Raw genomic sequence first — 25988 nt, forward strand, 5'->3', positions numbered from 1 at the left:
TATCCTGTCCAAAGGTCAAGAGGTTAGCGGCGCAGATAGGTTTGCCAGATCCAGATCACCAACAGCGCACCCAACACCGCGCCCACAAAGCCCGACAGCCAACCCGCCACGGTGATAAAAAAGCGCAACAGGAACCCACCCACCAGCGCACCTACGATTCCAATCAGCATGGTCGTTGGTATATTTGCCTCGATCCGCATTAACCGGGTGGCCAGGAATCCGGCGGCAGCACCAATGACGATCAGGGCAATGACGGGCACGTTATTTTCTCCAATGGGTTGGCACGATGATCAACGCACCGATGGACGAAATCACAGCATTCAGGCCGGGCGGGCCAAAACTGATACCGAACATGATGCGGACAAAATAGAACAGAAACGCCCCACCCACGCAAATGATGATCGAGGGCAGGTATCCGTTATGGGTAAAGCCGGTTTTTTCAGCCAGGTAGCCCACGATACCGGCAATCACGACGGTGCCCATCAAGACCATGAACATCTGTCTTACTCCGCGGTCAGGCAGGTTCCGGCCACGACCGGCCATCCCCGCAGAAAGGTTTCGGTATCCTGTGCCCCTTTCCCTGCCCGCTGCAAGCGCAACAGGTCAATTGCCCCCTCACCGCAGGCCACACGCAGCGTATCGTTCAGAACCTCTCCGGGCGCCCCCTGCCCCTCTGCCAGTTTCGAGGCCAGCAGCTTGACCCGATCCCCCCCGATCAGAGTCCACGCACCAGGAAAAGGGGACAGGCCACGGATCTGGCGATCCACGTCGACCGCCGGGCGGGCCCAGTCGACCCGCGCCTCAGCCTTGTCGATCTTCGAGGCATAGGTCACGCCGTCCTCGGGCTGAGGCTCGGGCGTCAGTTCGGGCAGACGGGCCAGCGCATTCACGATCAGATCAGCCCCCATCGGCGCTAAACGATCATGCAGCTGCGCCGTGGTTTCCTGTGGGCCGATTCTGGTAACCTGCCGCAGCAGCACGGGGCCGGTGTCCAAACCGGCCTCCATCTGCATGATACAGATGCCGGTTTCCGCATCGCCCGACATGATCGCCCGATGGATCGGAGCGGCCCCGCGCCAGCGTGGCAACAGGCTTGCATGGATATTCAGGCAGCCTTGCACCGGTGCGTCCAAAATGGGTTGCGGCAGCAGCAGCCCGTAGGCCACCACTACGGCCACATCAGCGTTCAGTGCGACAAAGGCATCCTGTTCCTCAGGTGACTTTAGTGAAACCGGATGGCGGACGGCCAAACCTAATGCCTCGGCACGGGCATGTACGGGCGTCGGACGGTCCTTCTTACCCCGCCCTGCCCGGCGCGGAGGCTGGCAATAGACTGAGGCGATCTCATGCCCGGCCTCAACCAGCGCATCCAGAACTGGGACCGAAAAATCGGGCGTGCCCATGAAAATGACGCGCATTTCTACCCCTGTTTCTTGGCTTTGCGCAGTAGCATGTCGCGTTTGACCTTGCTGAGACGATCAAAATACATCCGGCCGTTCAGATGGTCGATTTGATGCTGCACGCTGGTGGCCTCGATCCCGACAAAGTCGCGGCGGTCGATCATACCCTGTTCGTTCAGAAACCGGACCGTCACCGCACGTGGGCGTTTCACCTTCGCCGAGACGCCGGGAAGGTTTGGACTGGCCTCTTCGTGTTCGCGCAGCTCGATCGAGCTATGCAGAATTTCGGGGTTCGCCAGACGTACTGCACGGCCCCTCTCGGTCGAACCGTCAACGACCGCCAGCCGCAGCATCACGCCGATCTGCGGGGCGGCAAGGCCAACGCCGGGCATGGCCTCCATCGTGTCGATCATGTCATCCCAGATGGTGCGAATTTCGTCAGTTACTTCAGACACATCCTCGACCTTGGTCCGCAGACGTTTGTCGGGCCATGGCAGGCAGGCACGAACGGTCATGCGCGGGCCTGCTCACGCTTAAGTTTCTGCATCTTGCGGGTGATCATCTGACGTTTCAGCGGCTTGAGATAATCAATGAACAGCTTACCGTTCAGGTGGTCGATCTCGTGCTGCACACAGGTTGCCCAGAGGCCATCGAACGTCTCTTGCTGCAAGTTCCCGTCGCGATCCATCCACGTCACGTCCACCACTTTCGGGCGCGTCACCTCGGCGAACTGCTCAGGGATCGACAGGCAGCCTTCCTCGTAGACGTTGGTCTCGTCTGAAGAGGCGATGACCTCGGGGTTGAACATGATCAGGGGGCGAGGTGTCTCGCCTTCTTCTTTGATGCAGTCCATCACAATCAGCCGGTCCAGCACGCCGATCTGTGGCGCCGCCAGCCCGATGCCGGGCGCATCATACATCGTCTCAAGCATGTCGTCGGCCAGTTTGCGCAGTTCGTCCGACAGGTCGGTCACCGGGGCGCAGACCTTTTTCAGACGAGGGTCGGGATGGATCAGGATATTGCGTTTCATGGGGTTGATTTAGGCCATCCCGCCCCCCGCCGCAACGCCCCCCTTGCACCTGCGGGAATTGTAGCTAGCTTTCCTGCGGACAGATGGAGCAGACATGACTTTCAACGACCTGATCGACCGCCGGGGCACCAACAGTTCAAAATGGGACAAGATGGAGAAACTCTATGGGGTTTCTCCGCAGGACGGGCTGGCCATGTGGACCGCCGACTCCGATTATGCCACAGCGCCCTGCGTGATTGAGGCGGTCCGGGATGCCGCCGATCATGGGGCCTTTGGCTATTCCTGGGAACACCCGCAATACCTTGCCGCTGTACAGTGGTGGATGCAGAGCCGCCACGATTGGGCGGTTGACACCAATTGGGTGCTGACCTCGCAAGGATTGGGCAATGCAATTGCCCTGTGTCTGGACGTCTGGACGCAGCCGGGGGATGGCGTCGTTATCTTCACCCCAGTCTATCACGAGTTTGCTCATAAGATTAACACCGCCGGGCGGCGCGTGGTGGAATGCCCGCTGGCGCGGCAAGGCGACAGCTATGGCATTGATCTTGAGGATGCACAGTCACGGCTGGACGGGTCAGAAAAGCTGTTGATGTGGTGCTCGCCGCAAAACCCCTCGGGTCGGGTCTGGAGCCCCGAGGAACTGCGGGCCGTCGCCGCCTTTGCCGAGCGCAACGGGCTAATCCTTGTGTCGGATGAAATTCATCAGGATTTGGTCTATCCCGGTCATACATTCGTGCCGATGGACAAGGCCGCACCCGAGGCACGCGCCTGGACCGTGACGCTGACTGCGGCGTCAAAGACGTTCAACATCGCGGGGCAGCGGACCGGCAACATGATCATCCCCGACGACAAGCTGCGCGCCACTATGCGGCATCGGCTGAAAACGTTGGATTATGCGCCCAGCGCCTTGGGCGTGGCCATGATCACCGCCGCCTATTCGCCGGAAGGCGCGGCATGGGCGGATGCTCAGGTGGCGCATCTGGACGACAACCGCAAACTGTTCGACGCCGCCACCGCCGAAATACCCGGTCTGTGGTCGATGCCCTTGCAGGCCACCTATCTGGCCTGGGTCGATTTCTCGGGCACCGGGATGGATCACGACGAGTTTGTTCGACGTCTGCGCGAGGACGCCCGCATTGCCACTTCCTCCGGCCCCGGATTCGGCGCGGGCGGCGAGACTTTCGAACGGTTCAATCTGGCCACCCAGCGCAGCCGCGTCGAGGAAGCCTGCGCCCGCCTGAAACGCGCGTTTGGCGACCTCCAATAGAGCCATGCGCAAGGTTGCGCTTTTATCCCTGTTTGTCGTTCTGGCGGGCGCGGTATGGTTTGGTTGGCATAGGTTTGGCCCACGCCCTCCGGCGCCACCAATGGCACAAGTGGCGACCCAAATCGATCACATCCTGATCGAAAAATCCGCCCGTCGGCTGACTGCGACGCTGAACGGTGCGATTGTTATGCAGACCGACGTGGCATTGGGATTTGAGCCCGAAGGGAACAAACAGAAGGAAGGCGACGGTAAGACTCCGGTCGGTATCTTCCGGATCGACCGACGCAATCCGCAAAGCGCGTACCACCTTTCCCTCGGGATCAACTACCCCTTGCCCGAGGACATCGCCCGCGCCCAAAGTCAGGGGATCGATCCGGGCGGAGATATCTTCATTCACGGGCAACCAAACGGTATCGCAGAATTGACCCTGCCCGGAGATTGGACTGCGGGCTGCATCGCCCTTTCAAACGCAGAAATGGCGCAACTGTGGAGCCTGACGCCAGACGGCACCGTGGTGGAAATCCGCCCCTAGTCTTTGTGCCCCAGCAAGGCAATCGGCGCGTCGGGTGCGCGGTAGAAATCCAGCGGAGCCTTGTCGGCCGCGGCTGTATTGCGCTTGAACTCATACCGCATCTCACCGGCCTCTTCATCGTCGGCGATGATCAGGCATTGATACAAATGGCGCGCACCATCGTAGATATCGACCAATCCACGCAATTGCGGCGTCGTAGCGGCCTCAACCGTAAAGCCATCTTTCCGCAATCTGAGTATTTTGAACGTATTGTCGTCAACCTCGACACGAAGGCGGCTGGATTTCTTCAACCCCGCGATTCGCGCCGCGTCTAATTCTGCGGTTATTTCCTTTGAAACATAGGTACTCATAACAATTATTCCCCCGGCAATGGATTCCATTGTGACGGGTCAACTGTAAAAATCTAGTGAAGGCCGTCACATAGCGCCATGCGCTGACGATCTGTTGCTGGGAAATCATCGCATGCCCTGTGCGCAGGCGCAGAGCCAGTGCGCGACCCTTCATGTGTCAAGGCTGTGTTCAACACCCTATGTTTGTCGAAACGTACAAGCGGAGGATACGCAATGGGCCTGTTGGTCGACGGCAAATGGCACGACACTTGGTATGACACCAAATCCACCGGCGGCGCCTTCAAACGCAGCGCCGCGCAGTTTCGCAATTGGCTGACCGCAGATGGCAGCGCAGGGCCGTCCGGCAAGGACGGTTTCAGGGCGGAACCAGGTCGCTATCACCTTTATGTCAGCCACGCCTGCCCTTGGGCACACCGCACACTGATCTTTCGCGAACTAAAAGGGCTGAGCGATCTGATCTCAGTCTCGGTGGTGCATCCCGACATGCTGGACAAGGGATGGACCTTTGAAACTGACGACCACGGAGCAACCGGCGACACCCTCTATGGGTTCGATTACGCACACCAGATCTATACCAAGGCTGATCCAGCTTATTCGGGCCGTGTCACTGTGCCGATCCTGTGGGACAAGCAACAACAGACCATCGTTTCGAACGAAAGTTCGGAAATCATCCGCATGTTCAACACGGCCTTTGACGGCATTACCGGCAACACCGATGACTACTGGCCCAAGGCGATGCGGGACGATATCGAAGAGGTCAACGCCCGCATTTATTCCGACATCAACAACGGCGTCTACAAATCCGGCTTTGCCACCACGCAACAGGCCTATGACGCCGCAGTGCATCCGCTGTTCGACACACTGGACTGGCTTGAAGATCACCTTGCCCGAAACCGCTATCTGATGGGTGATCAGGTGACCGAAGCGGATTGGCGATTGTTCACCACCCTGATCCGGTTCGATCCGGTCTATCATCTGCATTTCAAATGCAACAAGCGGCGGTTGATCGACTATCCGAACCTGTGGGCATACACACGCGAGCTATATCAGTGGCCGGGCGTCGCGCAGACGGTGAATATGAACCATATCGTGCGCCACTATCACTATAGCCACGAGACGATCAATCCGAACCGGATCATTCCGGTGAACCCGGAACTGGATTATCTGGAACCGCATAGGCGCGGTCAGCGACCCGCCGCGTAATGTTCGACCATCGCCGCCAGGTCCTCTGGCGGCGTTGCGCTTTGCACATAGGCGCAGGCATTCGGGCTGTGGGCAAAGATCGACCCGTCCGAAAAAAAAGTGGTGTTGGTGACAAAGATCACCCGCGCCTCGGGGCGGCGATAGCTGGCGAAATCGGCCACGGCCAGTGCGCTGCCGGTTTCAAGCACCAGATCCAGCACGATGATATCGAACTCCTGACCATACAGCGCCAGAATCGCGGCTTCTTGCCCGGCCACCAGCGTCACTTCGGCGCCGTGCCGTTCCAGATGCCTTTTCCAGACCCGACCTAGGTCGGGGTTACTCTCGACAATCAAAACATTCATTTGCGACAACCTCGGCCCAAAAAAGAGTGAATGGTGCCGACCCCCCGTGAATTGTGATCACGGTTATTCCTTAACAAAGCGTTAACGGCGTTGACCGAAGGCCCGGAACTCGCGGATTCGCTTGTGTAAACGGCAAAAATCCGCTTGAAACGGGCCGAAACAGGCGATTCCAGCGAGACCCCCCATGGCAAGCCCTAACAAGAATTTGAATCCGCGCGCCGCCCGCGACCATGGCGGAGGGCTGGACGGAGCCATCGCATCCTATGGCGGAACGCGTGCGGATTGGCTGGACCTGTCCACCGGGATAAATCCCCGCCCCTACCAGATGTCCGGGCTTATTCCCTCGGACTGGGCCGAGCTGCCGGATCATGGCGCATTTGAACGCCTGACTGATGCCGCACGCCAATTCTGGTCGGTGCCCGCAGGTGCTGCGATCCTGCCCGCACCTGGTGCGTCGGCGGTGATTGCCCGCATTCCGGCGCTGGCCGCTTGTGGTAAGGTTCAGATCACGACACCCACCTATAACGAACACGCCGCCGCCTTCACCGCACAAGGCTGGACCGTTCAACCTGACGGCCCGGCTGAAGCCCGTGTTATCGTCCATCCAAACAACCCCGATGGCCGGCTCTGGTCCGAGGCGGATGCCAACGCCCCATTGACCGTGATTGACGAGAGCTTTTGCGATATCCGCCCCGAAGCCTCACTGATCCATCTGGCCAATCGCCCCGGCGTGATCGTGCTGAAAAGCTTTGGCAAGTTCTGGGGGCTCGCCGGGCTGCGGCTGGGGTTTGCCATCGGTCACCCTGACCTGATCGCCCGGCTGAACGACCTGACAGGGCCGTGGTCCGTGTCCGGCCCCGCTCTGCGGATCGGAGAGCAGGCTTTGCGGGACGTTGACTGGGCCAGGACCACCCGTCAGCACCTGACCGCCGAGTCTGACCGGCTGGATCGATTACTGATCAACAAAGGAGCCACTCTGACCGGGGGCACCTCGCTGTTTCGCCTCTACACCGTCGACAACGCCGCCCAATGGCAAGACCGCCTGGCCCGTGTCCATATCTGGAGCCGAGTCTTCCCATACTCCCAAACCTACTTGCGGCTTGGCCTGCCCCCAGCGGATGGCTGGAGCAGGTTAGAGGCCGCGCTGTGAGCACCACTTTCATGCTGGTCTGCGCCATGTGTTTGGACGCAGCATTGGGTGAGCCGAACTGGCTATGGTCGCGTGTTCGCCACCCGGCTGTGGCAATGGGCAACATCATCGGATGGCTGGACAAGCACCTGAACCACGGCGCGCAGCGGCGGTTGAAAGGCGTCGCAGTGGTGGCACTTCTGGTCGTTGGTGCGTTTACCCTTGGACGTGTGCTAGCGCTGCTAGGACCAGTCGCTGAGATCATACTCTGCGCCATCCTGCTGGCACAGAAATCGCTGGTGTCGCATGTGCGCGATGTAGGCGATGGGCTGCGCGACTCCTTGGCCGAGGGCCGCGCCAAGGTCGCGATGATCGTGTCCCGCGACACTCGCGACATGACCGAGGCTCAGGTTGCCCGCTCTGCGATCGAAAGCGCAGCCGAGAACCTTAGCGACGGGGTCATCGCGCCTGCTTTCTGGTTCCTGCTCGCCGGGTTGCCGGGGTTGCTGATTTATAAGGCCGTCAACACCGCCGACAGTATGATCGGCTACCGCACCGAAAAGTACCGCGACTTTGGTTGGGCCGCCGCCCGACTGGACGACGTGCTGAACCTGATCCCCGCGCGCCTGACCTGCGTGATGATCGTGGCACTGTCCGGTCAATGGGCGCGCTGGCCTGACATGGTGGCGGATGCGCGCCGCCATATCTCACCGAATGCGGGATGGCCCGAGGCTGCCATGGCACGCGCTTTGAACGTGGCTTTGGCCGGCCCACGCAGCTATGACGGGAAAGTCCGCGATCTGGCCTGGGTGAACAGCAATGCTCCGCGCGAAATCGGCGCGTCAGAGGTTTTCCGCGCATGTAACATGCTGTGGACCGTTTGGGGGCTTGCGCTTGGCCTTCTATCGGTGTGGGTTGGGGTCAGCTTTATTCTCTGACGGACCTGCCCATGCGCATTCTCTCTGGCTTTGTTGCCGCCGTTCTGTTCGCCTCGCCCGCCCTTGCCCAATGTGGTGGTGGGTTCAATTCCTTCGTCAAAGGGCTAAAGGCTGAAGCCGTCCAGCAAGGATTCGACAAATCCACCGTCAATGCGTTTTTCAAAGGCGTGCAGCAGGACGGAGCGGTGCTGAAAGCCGACCGTGCACAGGGTGTGTTCCAAAAGCCGTTCATCGATTTCTCGCGCCACTTGATCTCGCAAAACCGGATCGATCGAGGGCAGGCCATGTCGCGCAAATATGACGCGGTGTTTGACCGGATTGAGCAGGAATACGGCGTCTCACGCGGGGTTCTTTTGGCCTTTTGGGCGTTCGAGACCGACTACGGCGCGTTTCAGGGCGACTTCAACACCCGTAATGCGCTGGTGACACTGGCCCATGATTGCCGCCGCCCCGAATTGTTTCGACCACAGATCTTTGCGGCCATCGAGCTATACCAACAGGGTAATTTCGACCCGAACCGAACCACCGGTGCCTGGGCTGGTGAGATTGGCATGGTGCAAATGCTGCCTCGCGACATTCTGGAAAACGGTGTCGACGGGGACGGAGACGGCACGGTCTCGTTGAAAACATCCGCGCCGGACGCGCTGATGTCGGGCGCCAAGATGCTGTCACATCTGGGCTGGCAGCCGGGGCAGCCGTGGCTGCAAGAGGTGACGGTGCCCGCGCAAATGGATTGGTCACTGTCCGGCCCGGGCAAACCGCGCCCCGTGACCGACTGGCAGGCGATGGGTGTGCAGGCCCGCAGCGGGTCCCTGACGAACTTGCCTGCATCGCTGATCTTGCCGCAGGGACACAACGGCCCGGCCTTTTTGGCCTATCCGAATTTCGACGTCTATTTCGAATGGAATCAAAGCTTTGTCTACGTTCTGACCGCGGCCTATTTCGGCACACGACTGGAAGGTGGTCAAATCTATGATGCCGGGAACGCTGCACAGGGACTTTCCGGCGCGCAGATGAAACAGCTGCAAAGCAAACTGCAAGCACGCGGTCATGACGTCGGCAAGATCGACGGGATTCTGGGCGCAGGTACGCGGGCTGCGGTACAGGCGGAACAGGCGCGGCTGGGCTTGCCCGCAGATGCCTGGCCAACACCGGACCTGTTGAGCCGCCTTTAAGGTATCAAGGGCGTCACGTGCCCTCTAACACCGGACGTGGCGCGCCGTCTTCGTCCAGCGCCACAAAGACGAAATCGGCATCCGTGACCTTTTGCGCCTTCTCAGAGTATCGGGGACGCGCCCAGGCATCGACGTGAATACGCATGGACGTACGCCCAACCTTGCGTAGCGTGGCATAGAGCGTCACCTCATCACCCACCTTGACCGGGCGCAGAAACTGCATCGCCTCAACCGAAACCGTTGCCCCGCGCCCCTGCGAGACACGGCCAGCCATGTTCCCTGCCGCAAGGTCCATCTGCGACATCAGCCAGCCCCCAAAAATATCGCCCGACGGGTTGGTATCGGCCGGCATAGCAACGGTGCGGATAACCAGAACGCCCTCGTCCTGCTGACGGCCATGCGATCCCCGCTGCTTTCCAAGGGCCAGGTTACTTTCGGTTTCGTCGGTCACTAAACTGCTCCTCAGATGGATCGCTACAGCTGACGTATTGTGTCGATTTTCAGGATATTAATAGGCTGAAATCCAAATCGAAACGGTTATGCCGCATGCCGTCCGCAATGGATCGGAAGTGTGGCATGACCGGAAGCGTTTGATTTCACTCTGGCCGCACCGGATATCTGTCACCCTTTTGATCGATCAAGATCAACCGCTCACCACTGTGTACATACAGATCACAGCGACTGAATCCGTTTCGATATGCGATACAGACGCTGCCATCCTCTGCGATACTGTAGGTGCCAAAGGCGGATTCTCCGCTGGCGTAGGTGTACGAATAGGCCCCACCGGCCGAGAAACTGGACTGCCCATCATCATAGAAGGTCAGCGTGCGCCCGGCCAGCGCCTCCAGTTCCGTTGGCGTAAGGGGAATATCTCCGGGTTTGGTTGGCCATTCGGCCGCCCATGCCGGGCTTGCGGTCAGCAGGGCAAGGATCAAAAGACGGATCATACCTACACCCTACCCCGAGTGGTGATGAAAAGGGCATAACGTTGCAGTGATGGGTCAAGCGACCATCTGCTCGGCCTTTTTCAGATCGACCGAGACCAGTTGGCTGACGCCCTGTTCCTGCATGGTCACGCCGAACAAACGATCCATCCGCGCCATCGTCACCGCGTGGTGGGTGATGATCAGGAAACGTGTATCGGTCTGGCGGCACATCTCATCCAGCAGGTCGCAGAACCGGGTAACGTTAGCATCGTCAAGCGGCGCGTCGACCTCATCCAGCACGCAGATCGGGGCCGGATTGGCGAGGAAGACGCCAAAAATCAAGGCCGTCGCCGTCAGGGTCTGTTCGCCACCCGACAACAGGCTAAGCGTCGACAATTTCTTGCCCGGCGGCTGGCACATGATCTCAAGCCCAGCATCCAGCGGATCGTCGCTTTCGACCATAACCAAATTGGCCTCGCCACCGCCGAAGAGGTGCTTGAACAGCATGGCAAAGTTTGAGTTCACCTGTTCAAACGCGGTCAACAGACGTTCGCGGCCTTCGCGGTTGAGGCTGGCGATACCAGAGCGCAGGGCTTTGATTGCCTCTTCCAAATCCGCCTTTTCGCTGTTCAGTGTGTCAAACTCTTCCTGAACTTCCTTGGCATCTTCCTCGGCGCGCAGGTTCACAGCACCCATCGCATCGCGCTGGCGCTTGTGACGGTTCACTTCGGCCTCAAGCGCGTCGGCGGCAGGCATCTGATCGGGGTTCACATCCAATTGATTCAGTAACTGATTTGGGGTCAGCTGCTGATCCTCAGCAATCCGTTCCGCCGTTGCCGTCACGCTTTCCTTGGCGGCATCGCAGCGCGCTTCAGCCGCCGCTCGAGATTCGCGCGCTTCTGAAGCCTGACGTTCCGCGTCGCGTTCAGCCAGCACCACCTCGCGCTGCTGGGTTTCGGCTTGGGCCAACTTATCGGCGGCCTCGGCGCGACGGGCCTCGGCGGTTTCAATCAGCTCGTTCAGCTCCTCGCGGGCTTCGGCGATCTCGCTAGGCGCTGCCATCGCTTCGGACAGCTCTTCTTCCGAACTTTCCTTGCGTTCGGCCAGTTCTGATATCCGTTTTTCCGCCGTTTCCAGACGATGCTTCCAACCGCTGAGGTCTTTTGTGACCTCTTGCGAACGTCGCGTGCGGGCCTCGCCCTCGCGGCGCAATTCATCATGGGACGAGCGATGGGTCAGCATAGTGATCCGCGCAGCCTCGACCGTTTGCTTGATATCCTCGACCTGCGCGCGGGCCGTGTCGAGATCGCCCAGATCGGTCAACGCCCCCTCGGCCTCGCGCAGTTGCGCACGGGCGGACATGGCATCTTCTTTGTGGCGATCCACGGCCAGCGACAGGGTCTCAAGCTTACCTTGCGCCAGGTTGCGATCGGCCTCGGCGCGGCTGAGCGCGCGAGCGGTTTCGGCCATACGCTGATCGGCGGCGCGACGGGCATCCCTCGCGCGGCGGTCCGCTTCGGTGACATCGGCCAGTTGTTGCGACAGCGCCTCATGCCCGGCGCGGGCACCTTCGGCCTGTGCCTCAGTGCGGGTCAGCTCCTGTTTCAGCGCTTCCAGCTTATTGAGCTGTTCCAGCCGCAGGGCAGCGGCGCTTGGCGCATCCTCGGCCCAGGCGCGGAAGCCGTCCCAACGCCACAAATCACCGGACCGGGACACCAGACGCTGTCCCGGCTTCAGCGAGGTCTGCAGCCGCGCGCCCTGATCCGCATCAACCAGACCAATCTGCGCGATCCGACGGCTCAATCGATCCGGGCCGGACACATGCAGCGCCAGCGGTTCAACCCCATCCGGCAAGGGCTGATCGGCATCATAGCCTGCCACCTGAACCCAGCCCGAAGGACCGTCGCCTTCGACCAGCGGCGCGCGCAAATCGTCGGCCAGCGCAGCACCCAGCGCCTTTTCATAACCGGGCTCAACCCGAAGAAGGTCCAAAACCTGACCGCCTTCAGCTGTATCGCGCTCTACCAGTTTTGCCAGCGCCGAGGTTTCCGCACGGATCGCGCCCAACTCGCCCTCGGCTTCGGACCGTTGCGCGCGAGCCTCGGCCTCACGCGCCTGTGTGTCATTGCGCAATTCGTCTGCAGCGGCCAGCGCTTCTTCGGCGGCCTCAGCCGCCTCGCGGGCTTCTTCTTCGCCGTCCTGCGCAGCTTCAAAGGCTTCGCTTGCGTTGGACAACGCTTCGCGGGCCTCATCCACGGCGCTGCGCGCCTTTTCCTCTTCGGCCTCAGATCGAGTCAACGTCTTGCGGCTGTCTTCAACCAGACGCTGCGCCGATTGGTGGCGGGCGACCAAGCGTGCCATATCCTCGGTTTCCTGCGACAGGTGATCTTCGCGGTCCTGCAACACTGACGCCGCCTCACGCGCGATTTCAGCAGCCTCGGCCACCTTATCCTCGTGCCCTTCGGCGGCTTTGGCCAATTCACGCGCTTCCCATTCTAGACGCTCGATCATCTGGCCGGCGTCGCGATTCAGGCCGGTTTCGCGTTCGATATCGTTGCCCAATTGCTGAATACGGTTGGTCAGCGTTTCGATGGTTTGACGTGCGCGGGTTTCCTGATCCGACAGCGCATCACGCTGCACCTGCTGGCGTTGCAGGACGGCGGCTGCAATGGCTTCTTCTTCGCGCAGAGGTGGCAGGGTCTCCTCGATTTCGGCACGTTTGGTGGCGGCCGCGCGGGCTTCGGCCTCGGCCCGAGATGCCTCGGTGATCCGTTCGCGCAGCTTTTCTTCGGCTTGCTGGCGGGCCATGTCAGCCTCTTTCCAGCGGCGGTAAAGCAGCATGCCTTCGGCCTGGCGCAATTGCTCGCCAATCTCGCGATAGCGCGCGGCCTGACGGGCTTGACGCGCCAGTTGCGCAAGCTGACCGCCTAACTGCTCCAACACATCGTCGACGCGGGTCAAGTTGGATTCGGTGCCCTTCAGTTTCAGCTCGGCTTCGTGACGACGCTGATAAAGGCCTGAGATTCCCGCGGCCTCTTCCAGAATGCGGCGGCGGGCGCGCGGTTTGGCGTTGATCAGTTCGGCAATGCGGTTTTGCCCCACAAGCGCAGGTGAATGCGCCCCGGTCGATGCATCGGCGAACAGCATCTGCACATCACGCGCCCGCACGTCCTTGCCATTGGTCTTATAGGCGCTGCCCACGTCGCGGGTGATACGGCGCACGATCTCAAGCTGATCCGCGTCGTTGAACCCCGACGGTGCCAGTCGTTCCGAGTTGTCCATGGTCAGGACAACTTCGGCAAAGTTGCGGGCCGGTCGCGTTGCAGCGCCTGCAAAAATCACATCCTCCATCGCGCCACCACGCATAGATTTGGGGCGGTTTTCGCCCATCACCCAGCGCAGAGCTTCCAGAAGGTTGGACTTGCCACAACCATTCGGACCCACCACACCGGTCAACCCATCCGCGATGATCAGATCGGTCGGATCAACAAAGCTTTTGAAGCCGGTGAGTTTGAGTTTGCTAAAGCGCAAAGGCAATGAGTCCTGTGATTCCTATATGAAGGAAGTCTGCGCAACGGATGGGGGCTGAGTCAACGAAGATGCGCAGGATATGGGACATCACCCCGACTTATCCACAATATCTTGCCGAAATGCGCAGGAATACGCGTATCTCAGTACGGCGTACACTCGAACACCTGAAAGCCGTAGTCCTTCCCGATATCCTCATAGATACCATAATCGACGCATTCGTAATTCGGGGTCGAGATGGCGGTCAGCAACAGACGTTCCCCCGCCTCGCGGTCACAGTCCAGCACACCAACAGTCACCGCCGCGTCGCCCAGCACATCCAGGATGGGACAATCCGAAACCTGCGCCATGGCCAGCCCCGCCCGATCTTTGATCGGACCCAGACGCGGGGCGTATTGGGTGTTGATCCGCACGGCCTCGGCCAGATCCCCGCGCACGCGCACGTCAAAGACACTGCCGTTCACGGCGATGCGGGTTGCAGGGATATCCCGGAAATAGGGGGTGCCGGCCGAACAGGCGGCCAGCACCGATAGGAGGAACAGATACCGGATCATGCGGCCAGCATTGCCGCAATATGGTTAACAGAACCTTTCCTGCATTTAGGTTCGCAGGACGACGCCCAACCGGCGGATACCCTCGTGGATTGTTGCCTCATCCGAATTCGAAAAGCTCAGGCGGATCGTATTGGCCCCGGATCCGTCCGGAAAAAACGCCTGACCGGGAACAAAAGCCACCTTCACCGTCTCAAGCGCCTTGGCCAGCAGGTCAGCCCCGCTCAGCCCTTTGAGCAGGGTCACCCAAATGAACATGCCGCCCTCGGGCTTGGTCCAGTCCACTCCATCGGGCATATGTTCGCGCAATGCGCTGAGCATCGCATCGCGTCGTGCGCCGTAAACGCGGCGCAACATGGGGATATGCGTATCAAAGCAGGCACGCGCCACTTCGTTGATAGCCATTTGGTTGATCGTCGCGGAATGCAAGTCAGCCGCCTGTTTCATCAACACCAGCTGCGAGATCACCGGCTTGGCGGCCACAACCCACCCCACCCGCAGACCCGGAGACAGGGTTTTCGAGAAACTTCCGCAATAGACCGTTCTGCAGTTTTCGATCGACCTTTTGCGCGCCAATTCCAGCGCCAAAACCGGCGGGATCGCATCCCCGTCATAGCGCAGGGCCTGATAGGCTCCGTCTTCGATCACAGCACAGTTCAATTCGTCCGCCAGGTCCAGCAGGGTTTCGCGGCCACGCAGGTCTACGGTTTCTCCGGTTGGGTTGGCAAAGTCAGGCGACAGATACGCAAACTTAACCGCCCCCTCACCTGCTGCAGCAGCGTATTCAGCTGCCCTGCGATTGCCGTTGATGCCAAGCCGATCAAAGCGCGGCTCATAGGCATTGAACGCGGCCAGTGCCCCCAGATAGGTGGGCCATCCGACCAGCGCTGTATCACCCGGCGACAGGTACAACTTGCCCAGATAATCCAGTGCCTGCTGCGAACCCGACGTGATAAGGATGTTATCAAGCCCGCAGTCGATCCCGATCTGGCGCATATGATCGACTAGCCATTCACGCAGCGGGACATGGCCCTCGCTGACGGAATATTGCAGCGCCTGAGCTTGGCGCTCGGTCCCCAGTGCGTTTTGGAATGCAGCTGCAAAACCCTCTGCTGGGAACAAAGCCGGATCCGGAATTCCACCTGCGAAGGAAATAATGCCCGGCTGGTCCAACAGCTTGAGCAATTCGCGTATCTCGGACGCCTTCATCCGCGTTGTTCGCGTGGCAAACAGGTCTTTGGTCGACATTGGTCTCCTCCCCTATCTCGCAGGGCAGACTAAGCGTGAATTATTTAATGTCAATAATTCTGACCTAATATTTCAAGCCAACACTCACCTGTTCTTGAACCGGCTAATATTACGTGGTCATATGATTTGACCAATTTCGGAATAGCCGACATGCCCTTTCAAAAAGTCCAGACTGAAAAGCTGTCCATCGCAGTGGTGAAACAGATCGAATTGCTGATCCTGCGTGGCATCTTGCGCCCAGGCGAGCGGCTTCCGGCGGAACGCGAGTTGGCAGAGCGGCTGGGCGTATCGCGCCCCTCGTTGCGCGAGGCGATCTCGGAGTTGCAGGATCAGGGGTTGCTGACCGCCAAGGCCGGGTCCGGTATATATGTGGCCGAGGTTCTGGGCTCTGCCTTTTCCCCGGCGCTGGTTCGGCTGTTCAGCAGCCACGAAGAAGCGGTGTTCGACTATCTGTCTTTCCGCCGCGATCTAGAAGGGTTGGCGGCCGAGCGTGCCGCACGGCTGGGATCAGACAGCGATTTGAAAGTGGTGCAGGCGATTTTTGACAAGATGCAGGCTGCGCATGCGCGCAACGCCCCTCAAGACGAGGCGCAACTGGATGCGCTATTCCACATGGCCATCATCGAGGCCAGTCACAACGTAGTTATGCTGCATATGATGCGGTCGATGTACGACCTGCTGCAACAAGGCGTGTTCTACAACCGTCAGATGATGTTTCAGCAGCGCACAACGCGTGGTGCCATTCTGGACCAACACCGCGCGATCAACACAGCCCTGCAGGCACGCGACCCCGATGCAGCCCGCGATGCAGTCCAACAGCATCTGAACTATGTCCAGAGCTGTATGGAAGATCACCAGAAAGCCCTGCGAAACGAAGCCATCGCGCAGCAGCGATTGCAGCATGAGACGGGTCAAACCTGAAGAGCGCGCGAGATATCCCGCACAGCGCCAAACTGTCGCGGCTCAAATCCGTACACAAAAAGTTCATAATTTATTACGCAATTTCTGCTGGTTATCTGCTGGATATTGACCCGCAGCTAAACCAATTAGACAGGCAAGTCGCGAACCTTAACCGTCGCTGAAACCCTGGTGTCTGACATGATCCTTTTCAAACCCGGGCAACGCCCAATAACGAACCCCTGCCTGATCGTAGCCAGCAACGGTCGATCCGGTAGCACGCTCATGTTTGATGCTTTGTGGAAGGCACAAAAGCGGCGGCGTGTGTGGCCCAAGCCCAAGGCGACCTTTGAAATGGATCTGGCACAGGCCGAGTTGCATCAGGGAAGCCTTGTCAAAACACATGATTTTCCCGGCGGATTAAGAGGCCGCGATAACGTCAAAGTCTTGTTTTGCTATGGCCCTACCAAAGACTCGGCGCTTTCGGTCTATTCCGTACTTGGTCGCTATGGCCGCGACTGGATCAACCAGCATTTCGCACATCTTCACGCCAAAGGAACCTTTGAAGATCTGTTCAAATACGACGTTCTCAACCAAGCAGAGCAGATGAGGCAATGGGCCACGTTCGAAAACGTGCCTGTCCTGTGCCTGAGTTATGATGCGATCTGGCGCAGACAGAGCGAAGTTGCCGATTTTCTGGAGTTGAACTTTACCCTGCCCGAAAGAACAGAACGCGCAAAGAAATCCATACCCGATGAGATTCTAGATCAAGCGTCGGCGGTTTACGATCCCATCGACGCTGTACTGAGCGAATTACCGGAACTGTTTGTCGCCTCAACCAAATATGCGGACATTCTGAACCGTCTGCCAAGTCAACGCTCAGCGGCATGATCTTCGCATCGTAAGGAAGAAAAAACCCGGCTCTGAGGCCGGGTTTTTCAATTTCATCATGTGAAGATCTTAGTGTAGCTTTTCGCCCACATCGGCAATTGCAGCGTCGATCAGCTTGTTCGCCTGCGTCGCCGTCATCTGCTTGGCCAGAACCGCATTTGCCGCCGAAACAGCAACGGTAATCGCCTGATCACGCACCTCTTTAACCGCCGAAGCCTCGGCCGATGCGATCTGATCCTGTGCAGCGGCCAGACGGCGCGCAATGGACTTTTCCAGATCCGCTTTGGCCTGTTCGGCTGCCAGCGCGGCGTCGTCTTTTGCAGCAGCCACAATTGCGTCTGCCTGCGTCTGAACTTCGCGATGCTTGCGCTCGTACGAGGCCAACAGGGTGCGGGCTTCTTCGTGCAAGGCACGGGCTTCGTCCAACTCGGACTTGATGCCTTCGGCACGGTTGTCCAACGCGCCACCGATCATGCCCGGCACCTTGAAATAGAACAGGACCGCGATGAAGACGATAAAGCCCAACAGGACCACAAAGTCGGTGTTGCCAAGCGAGAAGAACGGGCCGCTTGCGGCCAGCGCGGGGCTGGCAGCGCCAAAGGTCAGGATAAGGGCAAGAGTGTTCCGCATGTCGCTTATCCTTTCATCTGCGTGTCGATTGCACTGTCGATGGCTTTGGCATCCGCCTCGCCGCCCAGTGCAGTTACCAGTTCAGCCGCCGTGTCCTTGGCAACCACTTGAATGCTTTCCAGCGCACCGGCACGGATATCGGCGATCGCCTTTTCCGATTCAGCCGCTTTTGCAGCGATTTCCGCGTCCGCCTTGGCGATCGCGTCATCCAGGCCAGCCTGAATTTCGGCGCGTGCTTCGGCAGCGATACGCTGCGCCTCAGAACGGGCATCGGCCAGCGCTTTGTTATAGGCTTCTTCGGCCTCGACCGCTTTGGCCTTCAGGTCTTCGGCCGCAGCCAGGTCATTTGTAATGGTCCCCTGGCGTTCAGCCAGGATTGCCGCGATGCGCGGCAGGGCCACGCGGGACAGAACCAGAAAGATGACGACCAGCGTGATGACCAGCCAGAAAATCTGGTTGGGGAACCAATCAAAGCAGAGCTGCGGCATCCCAATGGCCGAGCCATGAGAGTCCACGCATTTGCCAACTACTTCTTCGGCAATAGGTTCAGTCGCCATGTTGTCCTCCGTCGGAACGTTGTCTTTACAACAGGTGGGCCGCTATGGCTTGGGCCCACCTGCGCGTAAGGATCAGGTTCCGCAGATTATACGGCGAACATCAGCAGCAGCGAGACCAGGAATGCGAAGATCCCCAGGGCTTCTGCGAATGCGATACCGATGAACAGGGTTGCGGTCTGCGATGCAGCCGCCGAAGGGTTGCGCAGGGCGCCGGCCAGGAAGTTGCCTGCAACGTTGCCCACCCCGATTGCGGCTGCGCCGGAACCGATTGCTGCCAGGCCTGCGCCGATGTGTGCGAGATCGCCTTCCATGATGTTTCTCCTTACGAATTGGAAGTTTCGATGTTGGGGTATCAGACCTTAGTGCGACGGATGCAGAGCATCTTTCAGATAGACACAGGTCAGAATGGTGAAAACGTAGGCCTGGATAAAGGACACAAGGACCTCGAGGCCATACATTGCGGTGATCGCCAGAACAGACACGGGCGAGATCACGGCGATCGCGGCAAAGCCTGCGAACACCTTGATAACCGCGTGGCCCGCCATGACGTTACCGGCAAGACGAATGGAGTGGCTGACAGGGCGTACGAAGTACGAAATCAGCTCGATGATCGCCAGAACCGGACGCAGGGCCAGCGGTGCGCTGGAGACCCAGAACAGACCCAGAAACGCGGCACCGTTCTTGACGAAACCCAGAACAGTCACGGTCAGGAACACGGCCAACGCCAGCGGGATGGTCACGGCGAAATGCGATGTGGTGGTAAAGGACGTCGGGATCATGCCCAGGAAGTTTGCGCAGACGATGAACATGAACAGGGTCATGACATAGGGGAAGTACTTAACGCCTTCCTTGCCGCAGATGTCTTCCAACATCTTGTAGATGAAACCATAGGCCAGTTCAGCCACCGACTGCATCCGGGTCGGAACAATCGCGCGTTTCGAAGTGCTGAGAACCAGCAGAGCAAAGATCGCGGCAATCGCCAGGAACATCCACAGGGTCACGTTGGTGGGCGTGTACCATGCAATTGCACCGTCACCGAAAAGCGGTTTGACGATGAACTGATCCATCGGGTGGAAAACCAGGCTGCTGCCTTCTGCTGCGGTGGTCTCAGTTGCCACGTTCAGTCCCTCTCGTCCTTCTCGGCAGCCGTCGCTGCCGTTTGTTTCTCTTGAACCTCTTTGGCGCTGCGGAGCATTACTTTCACTCCGGCGACGAGGCCCAGCAATGTGAACAGCACCAGAAAGATCGGGATCGTCCCGAGCAGGCTGTCCAGCCCGTATCCGATGCCAAATCCGATCCCCAGACCGGATACCATTTCGATGACCATCCTCCAGGCAAGTTCGCCCCCGGACACGTCAGCATCTGCACGAGGCTTGGGCTGCTTTGCCTTTTTCGCCGCCTCGATCTTCGCCTCCAGCTGCGCCATACGCTGCTTTTGGTCATCATCGGTCACGGGCGTTTCCCTCGTACAGTCTTGGGTAGGGTGCTAAGGGGCAAGGCGCACAGAGTCAACGGCGTTGAGCAACCGAATTGCCGCAGCTTAAATGATTGATTTTAAGTGTTTTTTATCCAACCTCAGCTGAGGTAAAACCTGCGCAAGCACAGCGGCTTCAACCAAAACCCATGAATCCGCATATTCAACCAAATGGTTGACCAAACTCGAAGGCTGTGGTTGAGCGAAGGGATGTCCAATGATCTCGACACCGTATTCGCAGCCCTCGCCGACCCCACGCGCCGCGCCATTCTGGCGATGCTGCTTGAGGATGATATGGCCGTGACCGATGTGGCCGAACCGTTCGAGATGTCATTGGCCGCGATCTCGAAACATCTGGTGATCCTGACCAAGGCCGGGCTGATAAGTCAGGAGAAACGTGGGCGGGTGAAGTGGTGCAAGCTGGAACCCGATGCTTTGCGTGCGACATCTGTGTGGATGCAAGGGTTCGGGCAATTCGAGCCGGTCAATCTGGACGCGTTTGAACGGTTTCTGGAAACCGAGCTGCCCGCGACTAATGATACTTAGATCACCCTAACGCACCACAAACACTGAAACCTTGGCGTGGTTGGCCAGGTATCCAGCATGGCTCGAGAAGATGTAGTCAGTGATCCGCGGTGCATGAGTTCCAACAACAATCAGGTCGGCCCCGATATCCTCGGCAGCTCGCATCAAGTCGCCATCGACCTCGGCCGCAACATCGACTGAATGGATATTGCGGAAAGCTACCTCCGCCCCGCTGTTCTTGGCAAGTTGATCAGCGAAAGCACGTAAATCTTCATTCACGGACGCGTCCGTCTGTACCGGATCGCCAGGTTGAGTACCTGTCACACTGACAACCGTAATCTTTGCGCTTTGCCATTTGGCAACCTCGGCCGCGACGTTCGCGGCCTTTCGCGCCTCGGGCGGAAGGTGCAGATCAACGGGGAACATGATGTGAGTGAACATGGCGAAGCCCTCCTAGACCCGAAGGATAAAGATTTTTGCATATGTCTACTTTGATCTGTCTCAACTATTGGCTTGGATCGCCAAGGCTAACCTTCTTGACTGTATTCCACACCGGTAATGACGCCGAACGGATCAGACATACACAACCATGGTGCCTTTGCCCCCGCGACGGATAGGGTTGTCACCGATCCTGTTGGCGCGGCCTGGGTGGAAATGGCGCTCACGTCCTGTGGACGAACCCCCGTTTCTGCCGAGACCAGCGCCTCGCAACTGCCCTGAAGTTCGGAGTCCGAAACGGCGTTGTTCGGGGAAGGGTGCGAACAGGCGGACAAACCCACCGCTGCAATCAGATAAAGTGCTGGTCTCATTGGTTATTACCCCTGTATTGCCTGCGACCAACGCTGGCACAATCTGGCGGGAGTACAAGCTTCATTCGGGGACGGGTTTGGATGAAGCGCCAGGCTGCTCCTCGGCTTTCAAAAGTAGAACAAGCGCCACGACGGTCAGAATTGCCCCAACGAAGACCAGCAATGCTGGGGGTTTCTGACCCAATGCGACCTCCCACAAAATTACCCAGCTGGGTGTCAGATATGTGTAAGCCATCACTTTGGCCGACGGCAGTCGCAATGTCGCGAATTGCACCAGAACAAAGCTGGCTGCCGTGGCAAAGATCGAAACATAAAGCAATCCGACCCAGACAATCAGAGGCAGGTTGGCCCAGTTGGTCGCGCGGATCTCGGGCCAACCATATAACGTCAGCAACACGCACCCCGCGACCAGAGTGCCAAAGGTGAATACTACCGCCGGCTCGCCCCGGTTCAGCTTACGCACCATCGGCGTATAGATCGCGTGCATTACGCAGCCCCAAAAATAGATGATCTCACCGCCGCCGATCTCAAACGCTATAAAGGCCCGCCAGTCGGCCCGGAATATGACCCAAAGCGCGCCCACCGCGCCAACCGACAGGGCAAAAGCCATCCTTGGCGTGGTGACCTGCCGTAGCAACACCCACCCTGCAACCGCTGACATCACCGGCGTCAGCGTGAACACTGCTGCCGCGCTGACCGGGGGCGCGGTCTTTAGCCCGTGAAACATCAGCACAAAGTAACTGGCGAATAAGCCACCCAACACCAGATAGCGCCAGGGTGCCTGTGTCGCGCTTCGAGGTAACCCGGTCGTCAGCAGCGCCGCAACGCCGATCACAACCGACGCAATCAGAAAACGGGCCGCCGTGATTGCTTCGGGCGCGATTTGGTTCGCAATCAGAGATCCCAGCGAAAAACTGCCCGCCACCAGAGCCGAAAAAACCAGCATGGCCAGGTGGCCCTGGGCCTGAGGACTCACGCCGACCAGCCTTTGGATTGTTCTTTCAGATAGGTCAGGAAGCTCTGAACCTTGGTGGTGCGGTGCAAATCCACATGGGTCACAAGCCACAAGTTCCCGAACCATTCGGGCAACGGCTCTATCACCTCGATCAGATTGGGGTCGCGGCCCGCCTCCCAACGAGCCATGAAACCGATCCCAGCCCCTGACATAACCGCCTCGCGGTTGCAGAAATTATTGGTACAGCGAAAGATGATGTTTTCGGCCGCTACGGTCTTGCGCAACCAGCGCGAAAACGGAGCGCGGCTGTTTTCGTCGTCGGCACCAACGAAGAAATGGTTTCTAAGGTCCTCGACACTCTTGGGCTGACCGTGACGCTCCACATATGCTGTACTGGCATAAAGCCCGACTTCCTGATCGATAAACGGCTGCACCACATTGTCCGGTTGATCAGGGGCTGAACCCGCCCGGATCGCCACATGCGCTTCGCCATATTCCAGACGAAACAGGCGATCACCAGTCAGATAGCGCACGATCAGGCCCGGGTGCAGGCGCTGGAATTCACTAAGTACCGGAACCACCAAAGGCGCCAATGAGGACAGCGAGGTCACGACCAGTTCACCCGACACATCATCCCCCCGCCCCTTCATGCGCCCGACCAGTTGGTTGAACTGATCCTCGGTCGCTTGCGCCACGCGCAACAGATCATCCCCGGCTTCGGTCGGCGTATAGCCACGTGCATGGCGTTGGAACAGTTTGACACCTAGCCGCGCCTCGATCGCGTCGATATGGCGGATCACGGTGGCATGATGCACGCCCAAAACCTCGGCCGCGCCGCTGACGGTCCCCATACGGGCAACCTGATAAGCGGTTCTTACTTCGTCCCAATTGTCCACGGCATCACCTCGGATGTGCAAATTCCAACAGTCAGTGTTGATATATCCGAGTTTTGTTCATTCTCGCAATATCCATATTGGCCCCAGACGCAAAATCCTATCAGAAGGACCAAGTGAAATGACCAAGACCATCCTGCATATCGACGCCTCGGCCCGCCGCGAGGGTTCTGCCACCCGCGATCTGTCCAACCGTGTCGTAAACCACCTGGGTGCTGCACGTATCATCCGGCGTGATCTGGCCTCCCCCCTGCCCCTGCTGACCGAAGACTGGATCAGCGCCAACTTCACCCCCGCCGATCAGCGCAATGACGCGCAACGCGAGCGTCTGGCCCTGTCCGATGCCCTGGTGGGTGAGCTGCAACAGGCCGACACCATCGTTATCGGTCTGCCGATCTATAACTTTTCGGTGCCTGCCGCGTTCAAGGCCTGGATTGATCTGGTTGCCCGCGTCGGCCTGACATTCTCGTATACCGAGAACGGTCCAGTGGGGCTGTTGACCGACAAACGTGTGGTTCTGGCCATCGCCTCGGGCGGCACCGCTGTCGGATCCGAGATCGACTTTGCCACCAATTATGTGCGTCACGTTCTGGGCTTTATTGGCATCACCAACGTCGACGTGGTCGCCGCTGACAAAATGGCGCTGGACGCCGAGGCCGCGCTGAGCAACGCCCACAAAGCGGTAACTGAGCTGGCGGCCTGATCGCCTCTGGTCTTTGCATCCTGAAACGTCCAGTCTGCCTCCCGAACGGGAATTGGCATGCTGGGCGTTAGTCATGAAAAAGATCGGAATTCTGGGCGGAGTGGGCTGGGCCTCGACCGTGGACTATTACCGGGCGATTGCCCAGGGCGCGGGTCGGTACTTTGCTGACCGCGGTCACGGCTCGCCGCTACCCATCCCGCCCATGACTATTGAATCCGTCACACAGGCCAAAACCCGCGTCCTGCGCGGTGTGGCAGGGGATGAGGCCAGCTGGGCCGAATTCGACGCCGTTTTCCGCGAGGCCCTTTTGACGTTGGAACGCGCGGGTTGCGATTTCGGCATCATCGCCTCGAACACGCCACACGCAAGGCTGCACGCGATCCGGCAAGGCGTGGCGATGCCCATTCTCAGCATTTTTGACGCAACCGCCGAAGCCACTACCTCTGCCGGAGCATTAAACGCGCTGGTTCTGGGGACGGCAGTGACCATGCAGGCGACTGACTATGCCGATCGTCTGGCCAAAGAGGGCATCACCGCCAACGACCGCCTGCCGGAACCTGAGATTGCCGAGATGCAGGCCATGATCGACAGCGATTTCTACGGCGGTGCATCTGACGCAGCCCACGCGCGTCTTCTGGCCTATTGCAACAAACATGCGGCGCCCGGAGCGGCCATCCTGCTAGCCTGCACCGAGTTACCTCTGGCCTTTCCTGATCATCTGGACGATCCGGTTTTCAAGGCCGACGGACATCTGTTCATCAACCCTTCCGCAGCGCATGTCGAGGCGGCATTGAAAGAGGCGCTGGAGGGTTGATCAGGGCAACCAGGTCACTTCACAGCCGATCCGGTCAAAGAACGCCATCAGATCGGCGCGCGTCATTACTACGGTACGGTCGTTCACCAGCGGGTGCATGTTGATTACGTCTGAATTCTGCGCCGCGCTATCCATGAAGAACCGCACTTCGTTCTGAACCCCATTGATCATCGCCAATGGGCTGACCGCGCCGGGGCGGATACCGAGGTTCTGCATCAGACGATCTGCGGAACCAAAGGACAGGTTCCCCACACCCAACTCCGCACCCAAGGCTTTAAGGTCAATCTCGCGGCTCTGTTCCAGCGTCACTAGATAGTTCCTCTTTTTCCTGTCGCGCAGGTACAGGTTCTTGAGCCGCAGCGTATTTTCACCGGGCACCAGAAACTGATCCTCAACCCCTTTTGCATCCTCGACCGTGCGCAGCGGGATATGACTGTGCAACCGATAGGCCAGCCCCCAATCGTCCAACTGCGTCAGCAGCGCATCAGAGCTGAGCGGCAATGTATCTTGAAAGGCAGATGATGCGTCCATGGGAACCTCCTTGTGTAACGCGCTCTTCGCGCAACATGGATCGAGATTCAAGCCACGACAGACCCGCAACACAATGCTAGCGTGCCGCCATGAAAGTCACGCGCAACACATCGAACCAGCTGATCTTGTCCGATACCCCATGGTTCATAGGCATCACGCTCGTCTTATTTATTCTCATCTTTGTCGGCCTCGGTCTCTTCTTGATGACCGAAGGGGGCGAGGCCATCCTGTTCGGCCTGATATTCGCGCTCGGCGGTGGAGGATTGGGATTTGGGGCCTTCTGCGCCTTTGTACGGCGCGTTCAGGTCATTCTGGACCGGGACAAAGACAGCATCGTGATCCGTAGGCATTCGGTTTTTGGCTATGATGCAGTCGAACACAAGCTGTCGAACCTGTCCCATGCCGAGATTGAAACAACGATTTCGCGCAGCAACAAGGGCTCATCGACCCTGTATCGCCCAGTACTCATACTGGACAAAGGCATGAGCGCGGGTCGGCACCCCATTGTTGAGGCCTATTCCAGTGGGCGCGGCGCGCATCGGCTGGTGGATGCCGTCAATGAATGGTTTCCCGCGCGCAAGGTTGACTCTGCCAGCCAATCGGCCTAAATCGCCACCAACATCCGGAAGCATCTGATCTTCCGGTCCCTTGAGTCGTTCAGGGATCGCCCCCCACCAGCGAGTTTCGC

34 protein-coding genes are annotated in these 25988 nt (G+C 59.0%); 12 read left to right on the forward strand and 22 right to left on the reverse strand.

Going from position 1 to position 25988, the window contains the following annotated elements; all coding sequences use genetic code 11:
* Positions 1-23 precede the first annotated feature (23 nt).
* The 5 genes from AB1A64_RS13775 to def (AB1A64_RS13795) are packed head-to-tail and all read right to left on the reverse strand — an operon-like array spanning position 24 to position 2430.
* On the reverse strand, positions 24-260 hold the full coding sequence (locus tag AB1A64_RS13775; RefSeq protein WP_170377505.1) for a GlsB/YeaQ/YmgE family stress response membrane protein: 237 nt from the start codon (positions 258-260) through the stop codon (positions 24-26).
* Position 261: 1 nt separating this feature from the next.
* Positions 262-498, reverse strand: coding sequence for a hypothetical protein (locus AB1A64_RS13780; protein WP_366551938.1), 237 nt, complete (start codon positions 496-498; stop codon positions 262-264).
* A 5-nt stretch (positions 499-503) separates the two neighbouring features.
* Positions 504-1418 carry a methionyl-tRNA formyltransferase gene (gene fmt, locus AB1A64_RS13785; RefSeq protein WP_366551939.1) on the reverse strand — a complete coding sequence of 305 codons (915 nt, stop codon included), beginning with the start codon at positions 1416-1418 and terminating at the stop codon, positions 504-506.
* A gap of 2 nt (positions 1419-1420) precedes the next feature.
* A complete protein-coding gene (def, locus tag AB1A64_RS13790) occupies positions 1421-1915 on the reverse strand; it encodes a peptide deformylase (protein WP_366551940.1) in 495 nt (164 codons plus the stop codon).
* Positions 1912-2430: a peptide deformylase gene (gene def, locus AB1A64_RS13795; RefSeq protein ID WP_170411354.1), complete on the reverse strand. Its 519-nt coding sequence runs from the start codon at positions 2428-2430 to the stop codon at positions 1912-1914. Before def (AB1A64_RS13795) ends, def (AB1A64_RS13790) begins: the two co-directional genes overlap by 4 nt.
* Positions 2431-2524: 94 nt before the next feature.
* Between def (AB1A64_RS13795) and AB1A64_RS13800 the strand changes: the two genes are divergently transcribed.
* Complete coding sequence (locus tag AB1A64_RS13800; protein ID WP_366551941.1) at positions 2525-3697, forward strand: MalY/PatB family protein; 1173 nt, start codon at positions 2525-2527, stop codon at positions 3695-3697.
* A 100-nt stretch (positions 3698-3797) separates the two neighbouring features.
* Positions 3798-4229, forward strand: coding sequence for a L,D-transpeptidase family protein (locus AB1A64_RS13805; RefSeq protein ID WP_366551942.1), 432 nt, complete (start codon positions 3798-3800; stop codon positions 4227-4229).
* Here the strand turns inward: AB1A64_RS13805 and AB1A64_RS13810 are convergent.
* The gene (locus AB1A64_RS13810) at positions 4226-4579 is read right to left on the reverse strand and encodes a hypothetical protein (protein ID WP_366551943.1); all 354 of its coding nucleotides are present in this window, start codon (positions 4577-4579) and stop codon (positions 4226-4228) included. The two genes, AB1A64_RS13805 and AB1A64_RS13810, sit on opposite strands and share 4 nt — an antisense overlap.
* A 213-nt stretch (positions 4580-4792) precedes the next feature.
* On the opposite strand from AB1A64_RS13810, the gene AB1A64_RS13815 reads away from it, so the two are divergent.
* Positions 4793-5782, forward strand: coding sequence for a glutathione S-transferase family protein (locus tag AB1A64_RS13815; RefSeq protein WP_366551944.1), 990 nt, complete (start codon positions 4793-4795; stop codon positions 5780-5782).
* On the opposite strand, the gene AB1A64_RS13820 is transcribed toward AB1A64_RS13815, so the two are convergent.
* The gene (locus AB1A64_RS13820; protein ID WP_170507384.1) at positions 5764-6126 is read right to left on the reverse strand and encodes a response regulator; all 363 of its coding nucleotides are present in this window, start codon (positions 6124-6126) and stop codon (positions 5764-5766) included. The two genes, AB1A64_RS13815 and AB1A64_RS13820, sit on opposite strands and share 19 nt — an antisense overlap.
* 184 nt (positions 6127-6310) lie before the next feature.
* Between AB1A64_RS13820 and AB1A64_RS13825 the strand changes: the two genes are divergently transcribed.
* The 3 genes from AB1A64_RS13825 to AB1A64_RS13835 are packed head-to-tail and all read left to right on the forward strand — an operon-like array spanning position 6311 to position 9368.
* A complete protein-coding gene (locus AB1A64_RS13825; protein ID WP_366551945.1) occupies positions 6311-7276 on the forward strand; it encodes a threonine-phosphate decarboxylase in 966 nt (321 codons plus the stop codon).
* On the forward strand, positions 7273-8193 hold the full coding sequence (cbiB, locus tag AB1A64_RS13830) for an adenosylcobinamide-phosphate synthase CbiB (RefSeq protein WP_366551946.1): 921 nt from the start codon (positions 7273-7275) through the stop codon (positions 8191-8193). Before AB1A64_RS13825 ends, cbiB begins: the two co-directional genes overlap by 4 nt.
* A gap of 11 nt (positions 8194-8204) precedes the next feature.
* A complete protein-coding gene (locus tag AB1A64_RS13835; RefSeq protein ID WP_366551947.1) occupies positions 8205-9368 on the forward strand; it encodes a lytic murein transglycosylase in 1164 nt (387 codons plus the stop codon).
* Between the two features lie 13 nt (positions 9369-9381).
* On the opposite strand, the gene AB1A64_RS13840 is transcribed toward AB1A64_RS13835, so the two are convergent.
* The 5 genes from AB1A64_RS13840 to AB1A64_RS13860 all read right to left on the reverse strand — a co-directional run bounded on the left by AB1A64_RS13840 (position 9382) and on the right by AB1A64_RS13860 (position 15621).
* Positions 9382-9720 (reverse strand): acyl-CoA thioesterase, encoded by a 339-nt coding sequence (locus AB1A64_RS13840; protein ID WP_366552125.1) that lies wholly within the window; start codon positions 9718-9720, stop codon positions 9382-9384.
* Between the two features lie 244 nt (positions 9721-9964).
* The gene (locus tag AB1A64_RS13845) at positions 9965-10315 is read right to left on the reverse strand and encodes a hypothetical protein (protein WP_366551948.1); all 351 of its coding nucleotides are present in this window, start codon (positions 10313-10315) and stop codon (positions 9965-9967) included.
* Between the two features lie 54 nt (positions 10316-10369).
* Entirely contained in the window at positions 10370-13825 is a 3456-nt protein-coding gene (locus AB1A64_RS13850; RefSeq protein ID WP_366551949.1) for an AAA family ATPase, read from the reverse strand.
* A 140-nt stretch (positions 13826-13965) separates the two neighbouring features.
* Positions 13966-14376 (reverse strand): hypothetical protein, encoded by a 411-nt coding sequence (locus AB1A64_RS13855; RefSeq protein WP_366551950.1) that lies wholly within the window; start codon positions 14374-14376, stop codon positions 13966-13968.
* Positions 14377-14421: 45 nt separating this feature from the next.
* A complete protein-coding gene (locus AB1A64_RS13860) occupies positions 14422-15621 on the reverse strand; it encodes a PLP-dependent aminotransferase family protein (protein WP_366551951.1) in 1200 nt (399 codons plus the stop codon).
* A 150-nt stretch (positions 15622-15771) separates the two neighbouring features.
* Between AB1A64_RS13860 and AB1A64_RS13865 the strand changes: the two genes are divergently transcribed.
* A complete protein-coding gene (locus tag AB1A64_RS13865) occupies positions 15772-16542 on the forward strand; it encodes an FCD domain-containing protein (protein WP_366551952.1) in 771 nt (256 codons plus the stop codon).
* A gap of 177 nt (positions 16543-16719) precedes the next feature.
* Positions 16720-17409: a hypothetical protein gene (locus AB1A64_RS13870; protein WP_366551953.1), complete on the forward strand. Its 690-nt coding sequence runs from the start codon at positions 16720-16722 to the stop codon at positions 17407-17409.
* Positions 17410-17478: 69 nt separating this feature from the next.
* Here AB1A64_RS13870 and AB1A64_RS13875 read toward each other — a convergent pair whose 3' ends face one another.
* The 5 genes from AB1A64_RS13875 to AB1A64_RS13895 all read right to left on the reverse strand — a co-directional run bounded on the left by AB1A64_RS13875 (position 17479) and on the right by AB1A64_RS13895 (position 20049).
* Positions 17479-18039: a F0F1 ATP synthase subunit B gene (locus AB1A64_RS13875; RefSeq protein WP_170517985.1), complete on the reverse strand. Its 561-nt coding sequence runs from the start codon at positions 18037-18039 to the stop codon at positions 17479-17481.
* A gap of 5 nt (positions 18040-18044) precedes the next feature.
* The gene (locus AB1A64_RS13880; RefSeq protein WP_366551954.1) at positions 18045-18596 is read right to left on the reverse strand and encodes a F0F1 ATP synthase subunit B'; all 552 of its coding nucleotides are present in this window, start codon (positions 18594-18596) and stop codon (positions 18045-18047) included.
* A gap of 86 nt (positions 18597-18682) precedes the next feature.
* Positions 18683-18907: a F0F1 ATP synthase subunit C gene (locus AB1A64_RS13885; protein WP_005981269.1), complete on the reverse strand. Its 225-nt coding sequence runs from the start codon at positions 18905-18907 to the stop codon at positions 18683-18685.
* Between the two features lie 48 nt (positions 18908-18955).
* Positions 18956-19714 (reverse strand): F0F1 ATP synthase subunit A, encoded by a 759-nt coding sequence (locus AB1A64_RS13890; protein ID WP_170350337.1) that lies wholly within the window; start codon positions 19712-19714, stop codon positions 18956-18958.
* Positions 19715-19716: 2 nt separating this feature from the next.
* Complete coding sequence (locus tag AB1A64_RS13895) at positions 19717-20049, reverse strand: AtpZ/AtpI family protein (RefSeq protein ID WP_170350336.1); 333 nt, start codon at positions 20047-20049, stop codon at positions 19717-19719.
* Between the two features lie 231 nt (positions 20050-20280).
* Here AB1A64_RS13895 and AB1A64_RS13900 point away from each other — a divergent pair, with 231 nt between their 5' ends.
* Positions 20281-20616: a metalloregulator ArsR/SmtB family transcription factor gene (locus AB1A64_RS13900; protein ID WP_366551955.1), complete on the forward strand. Its 336-nt coding sequence runs from the start codon at positions 20281-20283 to the stop codon at positions 20614-20616.
* 6 nt (positions 20617-20622) lie between these two features.
* Here the strand turns inward: AB1A64_RS13900 and AB1A64_RS13905 are convergent, their stop codons facing one another.
* The 4 genes from AB1A64_RS13905 to AB1A64_RS13920 form a co-directional block, all read right to left on the reverse strand.
* Entirely contained in the window at positions 20623-21036 is a 414-nt protein-coding gene (locus AB1A64_RS13905) for a universal stress protein (RefSeq protein WP_366551956.1), read from the reverse strand.
* Between the two features lie 86 nt (positions 21037-21122).
* On the reverse strand, positions 21123-21404 hold the full coding sequence (locus tag AB1A64_RS13910; RefSeq protein ID WP_366551957.1) for a hypothetical protein: 282 nt from the start codon (positions 21402-21404) through the stop codon (positions 21123-21125).
* A gap of 61 nt (positions 21405-21465) precedes the next feature.
* Positions 21466-22350 carry a DMT family transporter gene (locus AB1A64_RS13915; RefSeq protein WP_366551958.1) on the reverse strand — a complete coding sequence of 295 codons (885 nt, stop codon included), beginning with the start codon at positions 22348-22350 and terminating at the stop codon, positions 21466-21468.
* A 26-nt stretch (positions 22351-22376) separates the two neighbouring features.
* Entirely contained in the window at positions 22377-23255 is an 879-nt protein-coding gene (locus AB1A64_RS13920) for a LysR family transcriptional regulator (protein WP_366551959.1), read from the reverse strand.
* Positions 23256-23373: 118 nt separating this feature from the next.
* Between AB1A64_RS13920 and AB1A64_RS13925 the strand changes: the two genes are divergently transcribed.
* Positions 23374-23955, forward strand: coding sequence for an NAD(P)H-dependent oxidoreductase (locus AB1A64_RS13925; RefSeq protein ID WP_366551960.1), 582 nt, complete (start codon positions 23374-23376; stop codon positions 23953-23955).
* Positions 23956-24028: 73 nt separating this feature from the next.
* A complete protein-coding gene (locus AB1A64_RS13930) occupies positions 24029-24769 on the forward strand; it encodes an aspartate/glutamate racemase family protein (protein ID WP_366551961.1) in 741 nt (246 codons plus the stop codon).
* Here AB1A64_RS13930 and AB1A64_RS13935 read toward each other — a convergent pair whose 3' ends face one another.
* Positions 24770-25300, reverse strand: a complete 531-nt coding sequence (locus tag AB1A64_RS13935; protein WP_366551962.1) for a prolyl-tRNA synthetase associated domain-containing protein — start codon at positions 25298-25300, stop codon at positions 24770-24772.
* An 89-nt stretch (positions 25301-25389) separates the two neighbouring features.
* Here AB1A64_RS13935 and AB1A64_RS13940 point away from each other — a divergent pair, with 89 nt between their 5' ends.
* The gene (locus AB1A64_RS13940) at positions 25390-25908 is read left to right on the forward strand and encodes a hypothetical protein (RefSeq protein ID WP_366551963.1); all 519 of its coding nucleotides are present in this window, start codon (positions 25390-25392) and stop codon (positions 25906-25908) included.
* Positions 25909-25988 lie beyond the last annotated feature (80 nt).

Origin of the sequence: Ruegeria sp. ANG10 (genome assembly GCF_040705255.1) — a bacterium.
Lineage (GTDB): Bacteria > Pseudomonadota > Alphaproteobacteria > Rhodobacterales > Rhodobacteraceae > Ruegeria.

Excerpts from the sequence above, each read along its gene's own strand:
- AB1A64_RS13915 (WP_366551958.1), bottom strand. The coding sequence starts at position 22,350 with ATGCTGGTTTTTTCGGCTCTGGTGGCGGGCAGTTTTTCGCTGGGATCT.
- AB1A64_RS13845 (WP_366551948.1), bottom strand. The coding sequence starts at position 10,315 with ATGATCCGTCTTTTGATCCTTGCCCTGCTGACCGCAAGCCCGGCATGG.
- AB1A64_RS13865 (WP_366551952.1), top strand. The coding sequence starts at position 15,772 with ATGCCCTTTCAAAAAGTCCAGACTGAAAAGCTGTCCATCGCAGTGGTG.
- AB1A64_RS13925 (WP_366551960.1), top strand. The coding sequence starts at position 23,374 with ATGACCAAGACCATCCTGCATATCGACGCCTCGGCCCGCCGCGAGGGT.
- AB1A64_RS13815 (WP_366551944.1), top strand. The coding sequence starts at position 4,793 with ATGGGCCTGTTGGTCGACGGCAAATGGCACGACACTTGGTATGACACC.
- AB1A64_RS13805 (WP_366551942.1), top strand. The coding sequence starts at position 3,798 with ATGGCACAAGTGGCGACCCAAATCGATCACATCCTGATCGAAAAATCC.
- AB1A64_RS13800 (WP_366551941.1), top strand. The coding sequence starts at position 2,525 with ATGACTTTCAACGACCTGATCGACCGCCGGGGCACCAACAGTTCAAAA.
- def (WP_366551940.1), bottom strand. The coding sequence starts at position 1,915 with ATGACCGTTCGTGCCTGCCTGCCATGGCCCGACAAACGTCTGCGGACC.
- AB1A64_RS13875 (WP_170517985.1), bottom strand. The coding sequence starts at position 18,039 with ATGCGGAACACTCTTGCCCTTATCCTGACCTTTGGCGCTGCCAGCCCC.
- AB1A64_RS13935 (WP_366551962.1), bottom strand. The coding sequence starts at position 25,300 with ATGGACGCATCATCTGCCTTTCAAGATACATTGCCGCTCAGCTCTGAT.
- AB1A64_RS13825 (WP_366551945.1), top strand. The coding sequence starts at position 6,311 with ATGGCAAGCCCTAACAAGAATTTGAATCCGCGCGCCGCCCGCGACCAT.
- AB1A64_RS13780 (WP_366551938.1), bottom strand. The coding sequence starts at position 498 with ATGTTCATGGTCTTGATGGGCACCGTCGTGATTGCCGGTATCGTGGGC.
- AB1A64_RS13940 (WP_366551963.1), top strand. The coding sequence starts at position 25,390 with ATGAAAGTCACGCGCAACACATCGAACCAGCTGATCTTGTCCGATACC.
- AB1A64_RS13810 (WP_366551943.1), bottom strand. The coding sequence starts at position 4,579 with ATGAGTACCTATGTTTCAAAGGAAATAACCGCAGAATTAGACGCGGCG.
- AB1A64_RS13820 (WP_170507384.1), bottom strand. The coding sequence starts at position 6,126 with ATGAATGTTTTGATTGTCGAGAGTAACCCCGACCTAGGTCGGGTCTGG.
- AB1A64_RS13860 (WP_366551951.1), bottom strand. The coding sequence starts at position 15,621 with ATGTCGACCAAAGACCTGTTTGCCACGCGAACAACGCGGATGAAGGCG.
- def (WP_170411354.1), bottom strand. The coding sequence starts at position 2,430 with ATGAAACGCAATATCCTGATCCATCCCGACCCTCGTCTGAAAAAGGTC.
- AB1A64_RS13840 (WP_366552125.1), bottom strand. The coding sequence starts at position 9,720 with ATGCCGGCCGATACCAACCCGTCGGGCGATATTTTTGGGGGCTGGCTG.
- AB1A64_RS13855 (WP_366551950.1), bottom strand. The coding sequence starts at position 14,376 with ATGATCCGGTATCTGTTCCTCCTATCGGTGCTGGCCGCCTGTTCGGCC.
- AB1A64_RS13885 (WP_005981269.1), bottom strand. The coding sequence starts at position 18,907 with ATGGAAGGCGATCTCGCACACATCGGCGCAGGCCTGGCAGCAATCGGT.
- AB1A64_RS13835 (WP_366551947.1), top strand. The coding sequence starts at position 8,205 with ATGCGCATTCTCTCTGGCTTTGTTGCCGCCGTTCTGTTCGCCTCGCCC.
- AB1A64_RS13930 (WP_366551961.1), top strand. The coding sequence starts at position 24,029 with ATGAAAAAGATCGGAATTCTGGGCGGAGTGGGCTGGGCCTCGACCGTG.
- AB1A64_RS13880 (WP_366551954.1), bottom strand. The coding sequence starts at position 18,596 with ATGGCGACTGAACCTATTGCCGAAGAAGTAGTTGGCAAATGCGTGGAC.
- AB1A64_RS13910 (WP_366551957.1), bottom strand. The coding sequence starts at position 21,404 with ATGAGACCAGCACTTTATCTGATTGCAGCGGTGGGTTTGTCCGCCTGT.
- AB1A64_RS13870 (WP_366551953.1), top strand. The coding sequence starts at position 16,720 with ATGATCCTTTTCAAACCCGGGCAACGCCCAATAACGAACCCCTGCCTG.
- AB1A64_RS13900 (WP_366551955.1), top strand. The coding sequence starts at position 20,281 with ATGTCCAATGATCTCGACACCGTATTCGCAGCCCTCGCCGACCCCACG.
- fmt (WP_366551939.1), bottom strand. The coding sequence starts at position 1,418 with ATGCGCGTCATTTTCATGGGCACGCCCGATTTTTCGGTCCCAGTTCTG.
- AB1A64_RS13905 (WP_366551956.1), bottom strand. The coding sequence starts at position 21,036 with ATGTTCACTCACATCATGTTCCCCGTTGATCTGCACCTTCCGCCCGAG.